Annotated in this window: 14 protein-coding genes; 11 read left to right on the forward strand and 3 right to left on the reverse strand. The window is 31.1% G+C overall.

The window, feature by feature from the left end; genetic code table 11:
* Window positions 1-58: 58 nt before the first annotated feature.
* The 8 genes from B5E48_RS08835 to B5E48_RS08870 all read left to right on the forward strand — a co-directional run bounded on the left by B5E48_RS08835 (window position 59) and on the right by B5E48_RS08870 (window position 11,346).
* A complete protein-coding gene (locus B5E48_RS08835) occupies window positions 59-1,405 on the forward strand; it encodes an MATE family efflux transporter (RefSeq protein ID WP_087304799.1) in 1,347 nt (448 codons plus the stop codon).
* Window positions 1,406-1,581: 176 nt separating this feature from the next.
* Entirely contained in the window at window positions 1,582-2,010 is a 429-nt protein-coding gene (mraZ, locus tag B5E48_RS08840) for a division/cell wall cluster transcriptional repressor MraZ (RefSeq protein ID WP_087304800.1), read from the forward strand.
* Between the two features lie 9 nt (window positions 2,011-2,019).
* Entirely contained in the window at window positions 2,020-2,964 is a 945-nt protein-coding gene (gene rsmH, locus B5E48_RS08845) for a 16S rRNA (cytosine(1402)-N(4))-methyltransferase RsmH (protein WP_087304801.1), read from the forward strand.
* Window positions 2,954-3,253: a hypothetical protein gene (locus B5E48_RS08850; RefSeq protein ID WP_087243953.1), complete on the forward strand. Its 300-nt coding sequence runs from the start codon at window positions 2,954-2,956 to the stop codon at window positions 3,251-3,253. Before rsmH ends, B5E48_RS08850 begins: the two co-directional genes overlap by 11 nt.
* Complete coding sequence (locus tag B5E48_RS08855) at window positions 3,253-5,406, forward strand: penicillin-binding protein (protein ID WP_087304802.1); 2,154 nt, start codon at window positions 3,253-3,255, stop codon at window positions 5,404-5,406. The genes B5E48_RS08850 and B5E48_RS08855 overlap by 1 nt, the downstream gene beginning before the upstream one ends.
* 67 nt (window positions 5,407-5,473) lie before the next feature.
* A complete protein-coding gene (locus B5E48_RS08860) occupies window positions 5,474-7,393 on the forward strand; it encodes a penicillin-binding transpeptidase domain-containing protein (RefSeq protein ID WP_087304803.1) in 1,920 nt (639 codons plus the stop codon).
* Between the two features lie 78 nt (window positions 7,394-7,471).
* Window positions 7,472-10,681 carry a DEAD/DEAH box helicase gene (locus tag B5E48_RS08865; protein WP_087304804.1) on the forward strand — a complete coding sequence of 1,070 codons (3,210 nt, stop codon included), beginning with the start codon at window positions 7,472-7,474 and terminating at the stop codon, window positions 10,679-10,681.
* 194 nt (window positions 10,682-10,875) lie between these two features.
* Window positions 10,876-11,346, forward strand: coding sequence for a LytTR family DNA-binding domain-containing protein (locus B5E48_RS08870; RefSeq protein ID WP_087243957.1), 471 nt, complete (start codon window positions 10,876-10,878; stop codon window positions 11,344-11,346).
* A gap of 339 nt (window positions 11,347-11,685) precedes the next feature.
* On the opposite strand, the gene B5E48_RS08875 is transcribed toward B5E48_RS08870, so the two are convergent.
* Window positions 11,686-11,925: a helix-turn-helix domain-containing protein gene (locus tag B5E48_RS08875; RefSeq protein WP_087243958.1), complete on the reverse strand. Its 240-nt coding sequence runs from the start codon at window positions 11,923-11,925 to the stop codon at window positions 11,686-11,688.
* Window positions 11,926-12,137: 212 nt separating this feature from the next.
* Here B5E48_RS08875 and B5E48_RS08880 point away from each other — a divergent pair, with 212 nt between their 5' ends.
* Window positions 12,138-12,887: a LytR/AlgR family response regulator transcription factor gene (locus B5E48_RS08880; protein WP_087297652.1), complete on the forward strand. Its 750-nt coding sequence runs from the start codon at window positions 12,138-12,140 to the stop codon at window positions 12,885-12,887.
* 1 nt (window position 12,888) lies between these two features.
* Window positions 12,889-13,602 carry a LytR/AlgR family response regulator transcription factor gene (locus tag B5E48_RS08885; protein WP_158097279.1) on the forward strand — a complete coding sequence of 238 codons (714 nt, stop codon included), beginning with the start codon at window positions 12,889-12,891 and terminating at the stop codon, window positions 13,600-13,602.
* 22 nt (window positions 13,603-13,624) lie between these two features.
* On the opposite strand, the gene B5E48_RS13625 is transcribed toward B5E48_RS08885, so the two are convergent.
* Both B5E48_RS13625 and B5E48_RS08895 read right to left on the reverse strand, forming a co-directional pair.
* Window positions 13,625-14,290 carry a sensor histidine kinase gene (locus B5E48_RS13625; protein ID WP_158097280.1) on the reverse strand — a complete coding sequence of 222 codons (666 nt, stop codon included), beginning with the start codon at window positions 14,288-14,290 and terminating at the stop codon, window positions 13,625-13,627.
* Between the two features lie 618 nt (window positions 14,291-14,908).
* Window positions 14,909-15,622 carry a LytR/AlgR family response regulator transcription factor gene (locus tag B5E48_RS08895; RefSeq protein WP_087304807.1) on the reverse strand — a complete coding sequence of 238 codons (714 nt, stop codon included), beginning with the start codon at window positions 15,620-15,622 and terminating at the stop codon, window positions 14,909-14,911.
* Between the two features lie 344 nt (window positions 15,623-15,966).
* On the opposite strand from B5E48_RS08895, the gene B5E48_RS08900 reads away from it, so the two are divergent.
* A partial coding sequence (locus tag B5E48_RS08900) for an IS110 family transposase (RefSeq protein ID WP_143747014.1) occupies window positions 15,967-16,618 on the forward strand: 652 nt, incomplete at its 3' end.

The raw sequence follows: 16,618 nt of genomic DNA on the forward strand, positions 1-16,618 counted from the left end.
TAAGTCTATGTTTAGAAATGTTTTAGTGCTATAATGAAACAATGATGGGAGGGGTTATATGGATGATACAAATATGATGAGTGAGGGGTCTATTGCTAAAAAGATTATTTATTTTGCGATTCCTTTGTTTTTAGGTAATTTATTTCAACAATTATATAATACTGCTGATTCTTTGATTGTTGGAAATTTTTTAGGATCAAGTGCTCTTGCTGCTGTAGCGTCTTCAGGTAACTTGATTTTTTTACTGGTTGGTTTCTTTAATGGCATTTCTGTGGGAGCTGGCGTTGTGATTGCACGTTTTTTTGGGGCTCATGATCATAGACGCGTGCATTTATCTATTCATACAACTGTTGCTTTAGGAATTGTATGTGGTATTGTTTTAACAATTTTAGGTGTTGTATTTGCACCTAAGATTTTAATTTTGATGGGAACACCCCAGGATGTTTTACCTAATTCTATTATTTACTTTAGAGTCTATTTTATGGGGTCATTGGCTTTTGTGCTTTACAATGCTTTTACAGGAATCTTACAGGCTTTAGGTGATAGTAAACATCCATTATATTACTTGATTATATCTTCAGTTATTAATGTTGTTTTAGACATTGTTTTTATTACTGTCTTTGATATGGGAGTAGGAGGGGCCGCTTTAGCTACGATTATTTCACAAATTGTCAGTGCTGTTTTATGCTTTATGCATTTAATTAAATTACCTGCATATCCATTAAAAGTCCAACAAATTCGATTTGATTTACCAATGCTGAAACTGGTTATTCAAAATGGATTGCCTGCAGGAATTCAAAATTCAATTATAGCTTTAGCCAATGTTGTTGTTCAAAGCTATATCAATAGTTTTGGACAGATGGCTGTGGCAGGATGTGGGGCTTATTCAAAAATTGAGGGCTTTGGATTTTTACCTATTACATGTTTTGCCTTAGCAATGACAACTTTTGTTTCACAGAATATTGGAGCAAAGAAATATGATCGTGTCAAAAAAGGAACGCGTTTTGGTATTATCTGTTCATTGGTCTTGGCGCAAATTATAGGGATGATCATTTTTATTGGAGCACCATTTTTGATTGGCTTATTTGATTCAACTCAAGATGTTATAAGCTATGGAACAATGCAAGCTAGAACCGTGACTTTATTTTATTTCTTATTAGCTTTTTCACACTGTATTGCAGGTATTTTAAGAGGAGCAGGAAAATCAATGATTCCCATGATTGTGATGATGATTTTTTGGTGTGTCGTGCGTGTTTTATACATCAGTATTGCTTTGCATCTGGTTCATGATATTCATCTTGTTTTTTGGGCATATCCAATCACTTGGGCATGCAGTTCTATTGTTTTTTTATGGTTTTATCTGTTTTCTTCGTGGTTACCACGATTGGAAAAAGACAGTTTATGAAAATTTGTTAAAATATGGAAAAATAGTGATAAGTGGCGAAAATAAGCCACTTTTTTTGTGCAAAAAATCAAAAAATAAAGCATGTTTTTTCTATACATAAGGGTATAAATAGTATATAATAGTGGTATGAAGTGTTAAAATATGTATAGAAATGTATAAAAGTGGGTGATTTTGAAGTGTTCATTGGGGAATATAGACATAATATTGATACAAAAGGACGATTAAGCATTCCTGCCAAAATGCGTCTTGAATGTGGTGAAAAAGTCTATGTGACTCGTGGGAATGAAGGCTGCCTGGCTATTTATACAGTTGAAGGCTGGGAAAACTATTATCAATCACTCATGACACTTCCTAAAAGAAAAGCCGAAGTGAGAACTTTTATACGTTTGGTGACTTCAAGAGCGACAGATTGTGAATTTGATAAATTAGGTCGTATCAATATTCCACTTGTTTTAAGAAAGGAAGGAAATCTGGAAAAAGAATGTGTCATCGTCGGTGCAGGTGATCATATTGAATTATGGAATAGTGAAACATGGGATCATTTCTATGATGACAATATAGATCATTTCGATGAGATTTCAGAAAATATAGATAATTTAGATTAGGAGGATGTTATGTTTCATCATGTCAGTGTTTTATTAAAGGAAACAATTGGTGGTTTAAATATAAAAGAAGATGGCATTTATGTAGATTGTACACTGGGTGGTGGTGGACATAGTCAGGAAATTTTAAAACGTTTAACAACGGGTCATCTCTATTGTTTTGATCAAGATCAACATGCGATAGAAGCAGCCAGACAGCGTCTAGCTCAAATTTCTGATCATTTTACAATTATTTATTCTAATTTTAAAAATTTGAAAGCTGAGCTTGCAAAACGTGGCGTAGAACATGTGGATGGAATTGTGTTTGATTTAGGTGTTTCTTCACCTCAGTTTGATGATGGTGAACGTGGCTTTAGTTATAATTACGATGCCAAACTGGATATGCGTATGGATCAGAATCAAAAATTAACTGCATACGATATCGTCAATTCTTATAGTTATCAGGATATTGTCACAATTCTGTATAAATTTTCTGAAGAAAAATTTGCCAAACAAATTGCCAGAGCGATTGAACGTCATCGTGAAATCAAGCCTATTGAAACAACATTTGAACTGGTGGATATTATTAAAGAAGCGATTCCAGCTCCGGCCAGAAGAAAAGGTGGACATCCAGCGAAGCGTACATTTCAGGCTTTACGTATTGCGGTTAATGATGAATTGAATGTTTTTGATATCGCTTTAAATGATGCTTTAAAAATATTGAATGTTCATGGCCGTATTGCAGTCATTACATTTCATTCTTTGGAAGATAAGATATGTAAATATACTTTTCAGGAAGTGACAAAACAACCAGAACTTCCTAGGGGAATGCCAATTGTTCCTGAATATTTGAAACCAAGGTTTCAAAAAATCACAAAAAAACCAATTGTGGCGAGTGATGAAGAATTATTAGAGAATCATCGCTCTCATTCAGCAAAATTAAGAATTATAGAAAGGATATATGAGGATGAAGAATAAGAGAAAAGAAACAAGATTTTTAAGATTTTCAAAACGTTTATTAGTGATGAGTTTTATTGTTTTTGTTGTAGGGATTGTTGCATTAAATTCTTATGAATCAACAATTAATGTAGCATGTAATCAGTTGGAAAAGGATATTAAGACAATTGAATCAGATATTGATGGATTAGATATGAAAAAATTAGAGTTAGCTTCTTTTTCTCGTATTGAATCTGTTGCTGAAGCGAAGGGATATACATATAAACAAAATACTGCCACAGCTGCTGTTGTAGGAGTTCCTGAAGAATAATGGCTTTGAAGAAAAATAATAATCAAAGTGCTAAAATTATATATTGTATTATTATTGCAGTCATTGTTTGTATGGTACTTAATGTCATTTACTTGGGAGCTACTGGGAAACATTTGATCAGTGGAAATGATATTGAAGGTTATGCTAAAGATCGTGGTGAAAGTAAAACAGAGATTTTGCCTGCTAAACGTGGGACAATCTATTCAAGTGATAATGAAGTTATTGCCAGTGACATGAAAACATATAAGCTTTATGCGATTTTATCTAAGACACATTTAACGCTTGATAAAAAACCGGATTATGTTGTTGATAAAGAAAAAACCGCCAAAGAATTATCACCTATTATTGGAATGGATGAAGAAGATATTTTAAACCGATTGAGTAAAGATACTTATCAGGTAGAGTTTGGAAGTTATGGAAACAATCTATCATCTCTTGTAAAAGATCAGATTGATGCCCTTAATTTACCTGGTTTGGAATTTGAAGAAATCACAACACGAAATTATCGTTATGGTGATTTTGCATCCTATGAAGTTGGATATGCACAAGCAGTTACAGAAGAAATTAAAGGAAAGACAGTTCAGAATATAGTTGGACAAATGGGGATTGAGAAGGCGTTTGATGAAGAATTGTCTGGAGAAGATGGAGAAAGAACTTATTTAGCTGACAATAATAATAATGTCTTGCCAAATGGAATTTTGAGTGAGACTGCACCTGTTGCGGGAAATGATGTTTATTTAACGATTGATAGTGATGTGCAGACGGAATTAGATATGCAGATGGAAAAAATGGTAAAAGAATTAAAGCCAGAAAAAGCAACCTGTGGTATTATGGATGCAAAAACGGGAAAGTTATTGGCTATTTCTAACTATCCATCATTTGATCCAAATGAACGTGATATTGATAATTATGTTGATTTATTTTTTAATGAACCTGTTGAACCTGGTTCAGTCTTTAAATCATTTGTTTATGGAAATGCGATTAATGATCATAAATTAGATGTGAATGATACTTATCAATCAGGAAAGTATTACTATAAAGTCAATGGAAAAACAGTTGCGACAATCAGGGACCATAATAATGGTAAAGGTTGGGGAACAATCAGTTATAAACAAGGATTTTATTATTCAAGTAATACGGGAATCTGTCACATGTTAAGTGAAAAAACAGATAAAGAATCTTTGCTTCAGGATTATGAAGATTTAGGTTTCTTTAAAGAAAGTAATATAGATGGTTTAGAATCTGCCGCAGGTTTTGCTGGATATAAACGTGAAGGAGAAAGAACATTAGAGTATTTGACAACCGGATATGGACAAGGATCAACATTTACAGGTTTGCAGTTAATACGTGCCTATAGTGCGTTTGCAAATGATGGAAAAATGGTAGAACCTTACATTGTGGAAAAAGTTGTCAACAGTGATACAAAAGAAGCTCTATATCAGGCAAAAACACAGTACTCTAAACAAATATATTCTACTGATACTGTCAAACAGGTCAGAGATTTATTAAAAGGTGTTATTAATATAGAAGGAAGTACAGGATATAATTATCGTATGGATGATGTGAATTTGATTGGGAAAACTGGAACAGGACAGGTAGCATCCAAATCAGGTGGTTATCGTAGTGGGTTCTATACAAACAGTTTTGTCGGTATGGCTCCATATGATGATCCACAGGTCATTATAGTGATGTGGTATCAGGGAAGTTCTGCAAGTACTGTAGAATCTGCCAAAGTTGTTCAGGCTGGTATTCGTGCGGCTTTAAATAAATTAAATGAACAACCATCACAAGTTGTTGAAACATCTACATTTGTTTTAGATAATTATACAAATCAAAGTGTTGATTATGCAAAAGACGTTTTATCTAATCATCAATTATCTTCACTTGTTGTAGGAGATGGAAATGTCATTGTTGATCAATATCCAAAAGCACAGACTGAAGTGTCTTCCAAATCAAGGGTATTCTTACAAACCAATGGAACCAATATTACCATGCCCTCTATGACAGGATGGTCGCGTAAAGAGGCGGAAGCTTTTGGTGCCATGGCTAATGTAGAAATAGAATTCAAAGGTGTAGGTTCGATTTATGAACAAAGTGTATCGAAAGGTACGAAGCTAAAAGCTAATCAAAAAATTACAGTGACGGCAAAATAGGGGCTGAATTCAGTCCCTATTTTCATATTTTCAATATCATAAACATACAATATGTTGGTGATGTGACATGGTTTTTTCTAAAATGATACAGAAGATCAAATGGGTCAATATTGTCATGACCATTATTATTGTTTGTATTGTGATTCGTCTTGGCTATAGTCAGTTTATTGCTTATCAGGAATTGAGTTTAAAAGCAACAGAATCATGGCAACGTAGTTTTCCATTGGAAGCATCACGTGGAAAAATATATGACAGTCAGCATGTGACTTTGGTTGATAATCTCACAACATCTTCGTTGATTGTTGTTCCAAGTCAAATCAAAGATCCGATCCATATTGCCTATCAACTCGCTCAAATTCTAGAATGTGATGAAAAGACATTATTGGATAAAATACAAAAGAAAGTTTCAGTAGAAAGAATTCAACCAGAAGGACGACAACTAGATGAAAATAAAGCGTATAGCATTGATCGTTTAAAATTACCAGGGGTCTATCTTGTTCAAGATACTTTGCGTTATTATCCATTTCAAAATTATTTAGCTCAAACGTTAGGATTTGTAGGTATTGATAATCAAGGATTAGTTGGTCTAGAGCTCCAATATGATGATTATCTTTCTGGAGTCAATGGAAGCATTCATTATTATATGAATGCCAAAGGACAAAATTTAAACATTTATCCCGCTGATTATGTTTATCCAACTTCTGGTATGGATATTGAATTAACGATTGATACACGTGTTCAGGATGTCGTAGAAAGAGAATTAAACAATGCTTATGCGACTTATGATCCAGATTCTATTTTGTGTTTAGCAATGGATCCTCGTAATGGTAAAATTCTAGCAATCTGCAGTAAGCCTGATTTTGATCCGAATGATTATCAAAATGCTGATAGTGAAATTTATAATCGTAATTTACCAATTTGGAAATCTTATGAGCCAGGATCAACATTCAAAATTATTACTTTTAGTAGTGCTTTAAATGAGAATCTTTTTGATATGGACAAAGATACTTATTATGATAAAGGTTATGAAATTGTAGACGGTGTTCGTATTAAATCATGGAAAAAAGGAGGACATGGTTTACAGACATTTAGAGAAGTTTTACAAAATTCTTCCAATCCTGGATTTGTTGAAATTGGGCGTAGACTCGGTAAAGAACGTCTTTATCAGTATATTCAGGATTTTGGATTAACACAAAAAACGGGTGTCGATATGATGGGTGAATCTAGTGGAATTATGTTTGATTATGATAAGTTTAATGAAGTTGAACAGGCAACTGTGGCTTTTGGACAAGGCATTTCTGTGACACCAATCCAGCTTGTCAGGGCTGTTTGTGCCTGTGTAAATGGTGGAAAACTCTATCAGCCTTATATTGTCAATAAAATCTATAATTCCAAAACACATGAAGTTGTCAGTGAAAAACAACCCAAAATGTTAAAACAGGTCATTCGTGAAGATACGTCAGCTAAAGTCAGAGATGCTTTGGAAGGTGTTGTGACGGATGGAGGAGGAAAGAATGCTTATATAGATGGGTATCGTATTGGGGGAAAAACAGGAACCGCTCAGCGTGCTATCAATGGAACATATGCTGGTAATGGCTATATTCTTTCTTTTTTAGGTGTTGCGCCCATTGATGATCCACAGATTGTACTTTATTTAGCCATGGATAATCCTAAAAAATGTGTTCAGTATGGTGGAACAACAGCAGCTCCTATTGCCAGAAAAATTTTCATGGATGTTTTACCAGCACTGGGAGTTCAAAAAGTGACACAACAACGAGAAAAAGCTTATGTCTGGACGGATACGAGAACTTTTGATGTACAAAATTATATTGGTAAGAAAAAATCAGAAGTGAAAAATGATCAATATGGTTTTGAATTTTTAGGTGAAGGTGATTATGTCATTGATCAATTGCCTCGTGTTGGAGAACAGATAGAAGAAGGTCAGAAAGTGAAAATTATGTTAGGTAATCAACAAGAGATCCGTTAATCAGTGAAAATGCATGTGATTATAGCTTACACTCTGGTCATAATATGATATAATAAAAAATTGATTGGAGGAATCATGATGCTTATACAGGAAAAAGAAATCAGACGTATTGTGCAAAATGAAAAGGAATATCGTTATGGTCGTTTTATGGATATGAAAGAATATTTAGAAAGAATGACGATCTCCTATGATGAAAATAATCACTGTTATAGAATCAATGCAAGAATTTCAATGTCAAATGATAAATTGATTGTATCTATGAAAATCTCACAGGATGGGGAGATTATTCAATCTCATTGTAGCTGTCCTTTAAAAGGACAATGTCGTCATATTGCAGGAATTTTGTTCTTTTTAAAGAAATTAGAAGTGACATCTTTCCCTTATTTTTATGAAAAAGATGATCATTGGAATAAGCAACAGCAACTCTTAAAAATAGAAAAACAACGACAAGAACGCATCCTGCATAAAAAACAGCAGGAATCATTAGATTTGATTCATTTATATAAAGATCAGTTATTAAGAGAATCTTTTGTTCCATTTATTTCACAACAATATCAGCTTAAAGTCTTTGTCCAACAAAAAAAGAATCAATTATGGGTTGCTTTTAAAGTTTTAACATCGACTCAAAGCTATATGATTAAAAATATTGATTCCTTTTTAAAAGCCATTGAACATCATGAGCATTTACAATACAGCAAGAATTTTGAATTCATTCATAGTAGGGAAGCTTTTGATGAAGACTCTAGAGAAATCATTGATTTTATGAAAAAAAGCTTTTTAAAAAATCAGTTTATTCAACAGGGTGTTATCAAAGTATTAATGATACAGGATGATATAGATGAATTTTATAATATCATGAGTGCTTTGCCTTCTTCTTATTGTGATATTGCTTTTGACAAGAAGAATTATACGATTCCTTTAGATATTTCCTTGAAAGAAGACAGCTATGTTTTAGATTTAGCTGATTATAATGAATTTGAAGATATGATGATATCCTCACAATATTTATACAGTTTTCATAATGATACTTTATATCGCTATATGTTCCATGCGCCTATTCAAGCCATCACATTTATCAAAAAGTGGATGGAAACCAAAGGTGGTTTCTATATTCCTCAAAATGCTTTAATGGATTTTTATAAATATGTTTTATATGATTTAAGTGATGATATTGATTTAAAGACACATCTTTTTGATACCTATCATCAAGAAGATATGATTAATCTTTATGCAGATATGACGCGTGATGATCAGATTTGTGTTCAATTAGAATATATTTATGATGATCATATCTGTTATGGTTTTGATGAAGCCAATACGCATAAATCAAAGAAAGCAGATTTAATAGAAGATTATTTGCGTCCTTATATTGAAGATATTGATGATCATATGATTTATCTTCAATATGATCATGATTTTACGTATCAGTTTTTAAAAGAAAGCTTGCCATATCTTTCGCATTATTGCCAGATTTTTGTCAGTGATGCCTTAAATAGTTTTTCTCAGGTTACACCAGTAGATATACAGGTGGGTGTACATCTGCGTCAAGGCTTATTGTCTATTGATATTCATAGTATTCATGTCCAAAAAGAAGAACTTATAGATTTATTAAAAGCTTATAAGAAAAAAAGAAAATTCTATAAGTTAAAAAATGGTCAGATTCTTTCGTTAGAAAATCAGGAACTTCAGGATTTGGATCATCTGACACATTCTTTATCACTGAATATGAAAGATATTGTGGGAGGGGAGATTCAAATTCCAACTTATCGTCTGTTTGAAATTGATCAGATGATGAATCAGGAATCTTCTTTACATTATCAAAGAAGTGCTGAATTAAAGAAATGGACGGAAGACTTTAAACAAAGAGAATATGATTTTGATATTCCTCAACATTATCAAAGTATTTTAAGAGATTATCAGAAGCTTGGTTATCAGTGGTTAAGACTAATGGAACATTATGGTTTTGGTGGTATTCTGGCTGACGATATGGGGCTTGGAAAAACATTACAGATGATTACTTATTTTGATAGTTTAAAAGGACAAGGAACACATATGGTTATTGCGCCTGCAAGTCTGATTTTTAACTGGCAGGATGAATTTCAAAAATTCTCTCAAGATTTAAAGGTTTTATGTGTTTATGGTCATAAAGAAGCCAGAGAAAAGCTTTTGGAACATAAAGAAGATTATGATGTTGTGATCACATCTTATGATTATTTGAGAAGAGATATTGAATTGTATGAAACATATCAGTTCCATACAGTTGTGATTGATGAAGCTCAAAATATCAAGAATCCTAAAACACGAAATGCCATTTGTGTAAAGCGTTTAAAGGCTAAACAGCGCTTTGCCTTAACCGGAACACCGATTGAGAATTCATTAGCTGAATTATGGTCCATCTTTGACTTTTTAATGCCTTATTATCTCTATCATTATCATTACTTTTTAGAACAGTTTGAACGCCCTATTGTAAAAGAACATGATGAACAAAAACAGGAACGTCTTAAACAGATGATTACACCATTTGTTTTAAGAAGAAATAAAAAAGATGTCTTAACAGAATTACCTGAGAAAATTGAACAGACCATCTATATGCGTTTTAATGAAGAAGAAGAGAAACTTTATCTGGCTAATCTTGTCCAGGTTAATAAATCTTTACAGGAAAAACTTCAAGTTCAACAGTTAGGACGTATTGATATTCTAGCAATGTTGACACGTTTAAGACAATTGTGCCAAGATTCACGTTTATTATATCAGGATATACAAGAGCCTTCTTCAAAGTTAAAAGGATGTATGGAACTGATTCATTCTTTAAAAGATAATCATAAGAAAATATTATTATTCTCTTCATTTACTTCATTATTACATTTGATTGAAGAACAATGTCAAAAAGAACATATATCTTATTATCTTTTAGATGGTTCGACTTCAAAAGAAAAACGTAAACAAATGGTTGATGCTTTCCAAAATGATCAAACAACATTATTCCTTATTTCTTTAAAAGCAGGGGGGTCAGGTTTGAATTTAACAAGTGCTCAAGCTGTCATTCATTATGACCCATGGTGGAATATGTCAGCAAAAAATCAGGCGACAGATCGTGCACATCGTATTGGTCAGTTAGAAAATGTTCAGGTATTCTCATTAATTATGAAAAATACAATTGAAGAAAAGATAATGGAATTACAAAAACAAAAGAAAAACTTAGCAGATACTTTTGTTGAAGGAAATGAAGGAACGATTAGTACCATGAGTTTAGATGATATGAAATCGTTATTTGAGATCTCGTCATGAGATCTTTTTTTTGTGCAAAAAATGCCTGTTTTTGGGTAAAAAACATGTAGAAATATGTCGAATTTTGTAGAAAAATATACAATATTTAGGCAAATGTGCATTTTATTTATTAAAGACATAGGTGTTCTATAAACTTCTCTTGTGTTTTGATATAAAAATGCATTTTATATATCTATATGGGGAGGGATGAAAACATGAAGATCATCTATGATGAAAATGAACAAATGAATCATCATGAATTAAAACTTGTTTATCATCCCAAAAACAAAAAATTAGCGCAGCTTTTATTAAAACAATTTACTGAAAATTTAGGTGAAGTTGAACTCTATGATGAATATCATAATAAATATTATGTCCCCCTTTTAGCTATATACTATTTTGAAATGGTAGACCAAAAGTTTTATGCCTATACTGAAAAAGATGTCTATCGCATCTATTGTGTGAAAATGGAGCGCTTAAAACAGCGGGTACAGGATTATGGCTTTTATCAGATTAATGTGCGGACACTTGTGAATATCAGACATGTGAAAACTTATAAAATTCAAAGAGGGAGTCGGCGTAGAATTATTCTTGATAACGATGATATTTTAATTTCCAGTCGGCATTATAAGCCGGAGTTTGATCGTTTAGAACATGATCTTAAACATGGTGAAATTGAAATATAAAAAGAACGAAAGAAAAATCTTTCGTTCATGATGCATCACATATAAATAAGGATGTAAGAAGCCAGGTTCATTTAGGCTAAGTTACAATCTTATTTATATCTTCTATATATTGATGCGGTTGCTGATGAGAAAAATCCCTTTCTTTTTTATTTTATAAGTTCATTTTCATACATCAATATACAGGTGTTCTTTAAAGACAAATTTATTATAACGAATAAACAAATAAAAAACGAATTGAAAAGCATAAAAACCATGAAAAGAATAATAAATTTACAGATTCGTCAAAAAAAAGAATGTAAAAAAAATTACAGTTTTATCAAACTGTAAGATTTCCTGTTATTATTTATCTAAATCTTTAATTCCATAAAATTCATTTTTCTTTTCCACATTTTCGCAAATATAATCTAATGACGCTTTATAAAAACGTGAGAAACGAATAAGTTTAGGAACAGAAGGTGTTCTTTGATCAGATTCATATTGAGAAACAATAGGTTTAGACATTTTTAATGCTTCCGCTACTTGCTTTTGTGATAATCCCGCTTCTTTTCTTAATGCTTTTAATCTTTGACCAATACTCATGTTTTCACCACCTTAAAACTATTATACACTATGAAGATTTGCTTTAGGTAAATTCATTATAATTTCAACTCTTTTGTCATTCGATAATTCTCGACAAATTTCTACAAATGGGCATAAAAATGACCAAAAATGGGAGAAAAGTGGACTGATTTCTCATTGCAAATTGACTACAATAAAATTATCAAGATAATTAAAGAAGGGGAGAGGGAACAATGAACATTGCTGTATGTGATGATCAGCTGGATTATTTAAACTTGATTAAGAAAAAGCTTATTGAATGTTTTCATGAACCAGAAATGGAATTAAATGTTTATACTTTTTCTACAATTCAAGAGATGCTGTATAGTACAAAATTTCGTTGTTATGAATTTGCATTCATTGAAATGAAAGTCGAAAATGATCGTGGTATTGAAGCAGCTTATCGATTAAGAGAACTGAATCGTGCCTGTCAGGTTGTCTTTATTAGTGATCAATATTATCACATTCATGAAGCATTTGCGGTAAAGGCAAGGGAATATTTACTAAAACCCATTAATACAAAGCAATTTCAAAGTGTTTTTGATTATTTAATGGATTGGTATTTGCATCAAAATGTCAAATTTGTCATACCCATTAGAGAATTAGGACGTAAACGTATTTTTGATGTTGATGAAATCAAGTATTTTGAAACTTATTATAATGATTTAGAAATTGTAACGGTGGATGATCAGCATTTCATGACACATGTTAAAAATCGTTATAAGTTACGTCCAGTATTAAAGTCGCGATGGTTTATGCAAGTGAATCAAAGTGTTTTAGTGAATATGAAATGTATTGATTTTTTAACGGATCGTAATGTTATTTTAAAATCAAGGGAAGTCTTTCCGACAAGTCGTAAAACATTGATACAAAATCATCTTTTATTTGAAAAATTTTTAAAGGAAAAAGAAGAAAAGGAAAAATTAAGGAATGGGGAGAAATAAATTGAGAATTGCGGTGATAGATGATGAAACATTTTACATTCAAGATGTTTATTCAAAAATAGAAAATTTTAAACAGTCATTTCATGATATAGATATTGAGGTTGATATATTTACTCAAGGAAAGGAATTTTTAGATAGTTTTGAGGAACATCCATATGATTTGATTTATTTAGATATTGAATTAAATGATATCAATGGTGTTCATTTAGCTCATATGATTCATGAGAAAAAAGCTTCAACAATGATTATTTTTATGACAAGTCATATGAGTTATATACATCAGTCTTATGTTGTTAATGCTTTTCAATATCTGACAAAACCATTAAAAGATCCACTTTTTACATATGAATTGAAAAGAGCTATCAAACATTATCAATATATGCAAAAAGCTTTTGTATTTCCAACTTCACAAGGACGTATTATTTTTAATCTGTCAGAAATTATATATTTAGAAACAGCTTATAAAAATTATAAGATTCATACAACACGTGGTGTTTATTATGGTTCTTTAAAAGCTGTCAATAGTATTAGAAAAGCATTGTTAGATTATACGTTTGTTAAAATTCAAAGAAGTTTTATTGTGAATATGGAACATATTGTCAAAGTTGATAACATATTATTATATATGTCAGATGAAAGCATGCTGATGGTTTCAAAGAAACGCTATAAAGAGTTTAAAAGAAGATTCTATCAATTTCTAGCTGATAAAAAATAAGACCATTTTTGAGTCTTATTTTTTATTTTTGCAAGACAACTCTTAAAATAACTTGATCATGCTTCACTTCATATTTGGCTTCACCATGATAGCGTTCTGCCATTTCTTTAATACTGCTAACACCAAATCCATGAGCAATTTTATCTTTTTTACTTGTTTTATGAAAAGATGGATGACTTCCTTCTGGAATAGAATTTTCAATATAAAGAATCACATGTGTCTGTTTACTTTGAAGCTTTAATGAAATATGTTTTTCACCATCTATGTTCTCACATGCTTCTTTGGCATTATCTAATGCTAAACTGATAATTAAAGCTAAATCACCAGGAACAATACTTCCTAAATGCAATATTTTAGAAATATTTTCATCATATTGAATACCCTTTTCTTTAATACTTTGAATATGAGCATTCAATGCACCATCAATCGCTGCAATACCAGTATGTGTTAATGCCTGATATGCTTTAACATGTGTTTTTAAGTTCTGTTCAATATAATCCTTTGCTTCTTCATATTCTTCTTTTTCCAAATGTGATTGTAAAATAATTAAGATGTTATTGAGATTATGGTTAATCTTTCTAATCTCTTTTTGTTGTTGTTCTCTTTGTTGGTTAAATTCTTTTTCTTTCTCCAAGTTCTGTATAATAGATTCTTGTAAATGCTTATCTTTTTCATATTTCGTTTGCATTCTATCAAAACATATCAATGCAATAATGCTGATCATGACAGTGAAGATGTAAGTACGACCTATACTCACTATACGGAATAAGGCAGGATTATCTATAATAAATGTTAAACAAAAATGAATAAATATTAATATACTGAATATTTTAAATCTTTTTAAATTAAGATTAAAATGATTTTTAAAAGTAAAAATAAAGATTATATAAGATATATAATTGGTAATACAGCGTACCAAAACTAAATATGGAGTTGAAAAAAGTGAAAAATCAAATGTGATTGTTATGTTAAACATCCAAGAACAAAATAAATTAGAGAAACAATAAGCAGTAATTTTAATAATTAAAAATATACTAAAGTTTTTTAGAAAAATTATTAGAAAATTTTTATGATGTTTAGATATAATTGTTATTATTAAAAAAGCAATCAAATATATACAAATATTTAATAAGAAATTTGTAGAAAGTAATAATAATATGAATGTAAATATATAAATTAATAATAACCTTTTTGCTTGTTTAGTATATATGTTTGAAAATGATATTTTAATATAAAAATTTAATAATAAAATGTCTAAAAGGACAATAAATGCTTTACATAATAGATTAAATACAATTGGCATAAATTACATCTCCTTATCTATAAAGTTAAAATATTTTTCTTTAAATTCTTTACGAATTCGTTTCGTTAATGGGAGAATATCATCATTAGTCATTGTGATGTAGTCAAAACAAAATGATTTGACATGTTTAAAATTAATGATGATACTTCGGTTGAGTTGGAAGAAATGATATTCTAATAATTGTTGTTTAGATTTCGTTATGGTTTTAAGATTACCAAAATAATGATGTTTGGTTGTTTTTAACTTGTATTTACCATAACTTGTTTCTAGATAGAGAATTTGATCAGTTTTAATATAAACTTTTCCTTCAGTTGTCGAAAATAATACTGTACGATTTAGACGTTTATAAACCTGAAAAGCATGATGAAGTTCTCTTTGAAATAATTTCTGATCAATAGGTTTATCAATGAATAAGTCAGCTCCAATCCACATAGATTCAGGTAAATAATAGTGATAGGCTGTAATGAAAATGAAGATACAATTTGCTTTGATATCTTTAATCATTTTAGCTAATTCTATACCATTTTGACAGTTATCAAGCTCAATGTCTAGAAAAACAAGATCATAAGGTTCGATTCTAAATGCATCAATTAATTCATTACCATTTGTATATCCATCTATAATGGTGGGCTTAGTGTCATGAAACTCATAATTTTTAATCCTTTCCATAATATTTTGTACATAAAATAATTCGTCGTCACATATTGCGATACGCATAATTTCTACCTCCTCGTATAATATGTATAGAAGTTTGAATTAAGGATTTCCTTTTTTAAACAATTGAGATATCTCAATTGTTTAAAAATTTCCTTGCTTCTACACTCTCTTTTTAAGATAATAGTTTCGTTTTGAATCAAGGTTTTATTCTCCACCTCTGCGGCCATCTCGTTATGTTCCGCTTCAAAAAGACTTAATCCTCTGTTCAAGGCGTGCTTTATACCCGAATGAGTTTGTTGCAGCAGTGTTTCTCACTTGTCTCCGTATTTGCGAGGTTGCGTTTGTCTTGATTTAGAGGTGCAATTCAAAACCATTTTCATACTTGAGAAAGAAGGTCATTTTTTATGAAAAATAACGATTACAATCTTTTTGTTGGCATTGATGTCTCTAAAGGCAAGGCTGATGCTGCTGTTCTGGCTGTCCCTGAATTAAGATCAGTCAAACCCCGTTTCCTTAGAAAAAAATTATCTTTTAAGTTCATTAAATCTGATGTTGTTGAGTTTTTAAATACTGTGAGAAAGTATTCCAATGATCAACACTGTCTTCACACTTATTTTGCTTTGGAGGTCACTGGTATCTATTCTACTAATGTCTACAGCTTTATTAAACAAAACTGTAACAGCGATGAAGAAATCCATCAGCTCAATACTGATTTCGTCAATAAATGGAGAGAAAGCCATAATATATCCAAATCTGATCCTTTGGATGCTCAAACTATCAGTACCATCGTTGGAACTGATGATGATGTCAGATATGTTTCAGATTCTGTCTTTGAAAACAAAAATGGATATCAAGATCTTAAGGCTCTCGTTCACAGACATTATCAGATTAAAAAACTCCATTCTCAGGAAACTAACCGTCTCATTGCCCTTTGTGATTGTTATTTCCCTGAACTTCAGTATGTTTTTGAACCTAAATCAGCTGCTTTTCTAGCTGTCTTATCTCAATATCCTACTTCGCATGATATCATAAATGCTTCCAAAAATGAAGTGTTTT

The sequence above is a fragment of the Massilimicrobiota sp. An105 genome (assembly GCF_002161155.1).
GTDB classification, from domain to species: domain Bacteria; phylum Bacillota_I; class Bacilli_A; order Erysipelotrichales; family Coprobacillaceae; genus Allocoprobacillus; species Allocoprobacillus merdigallinarum.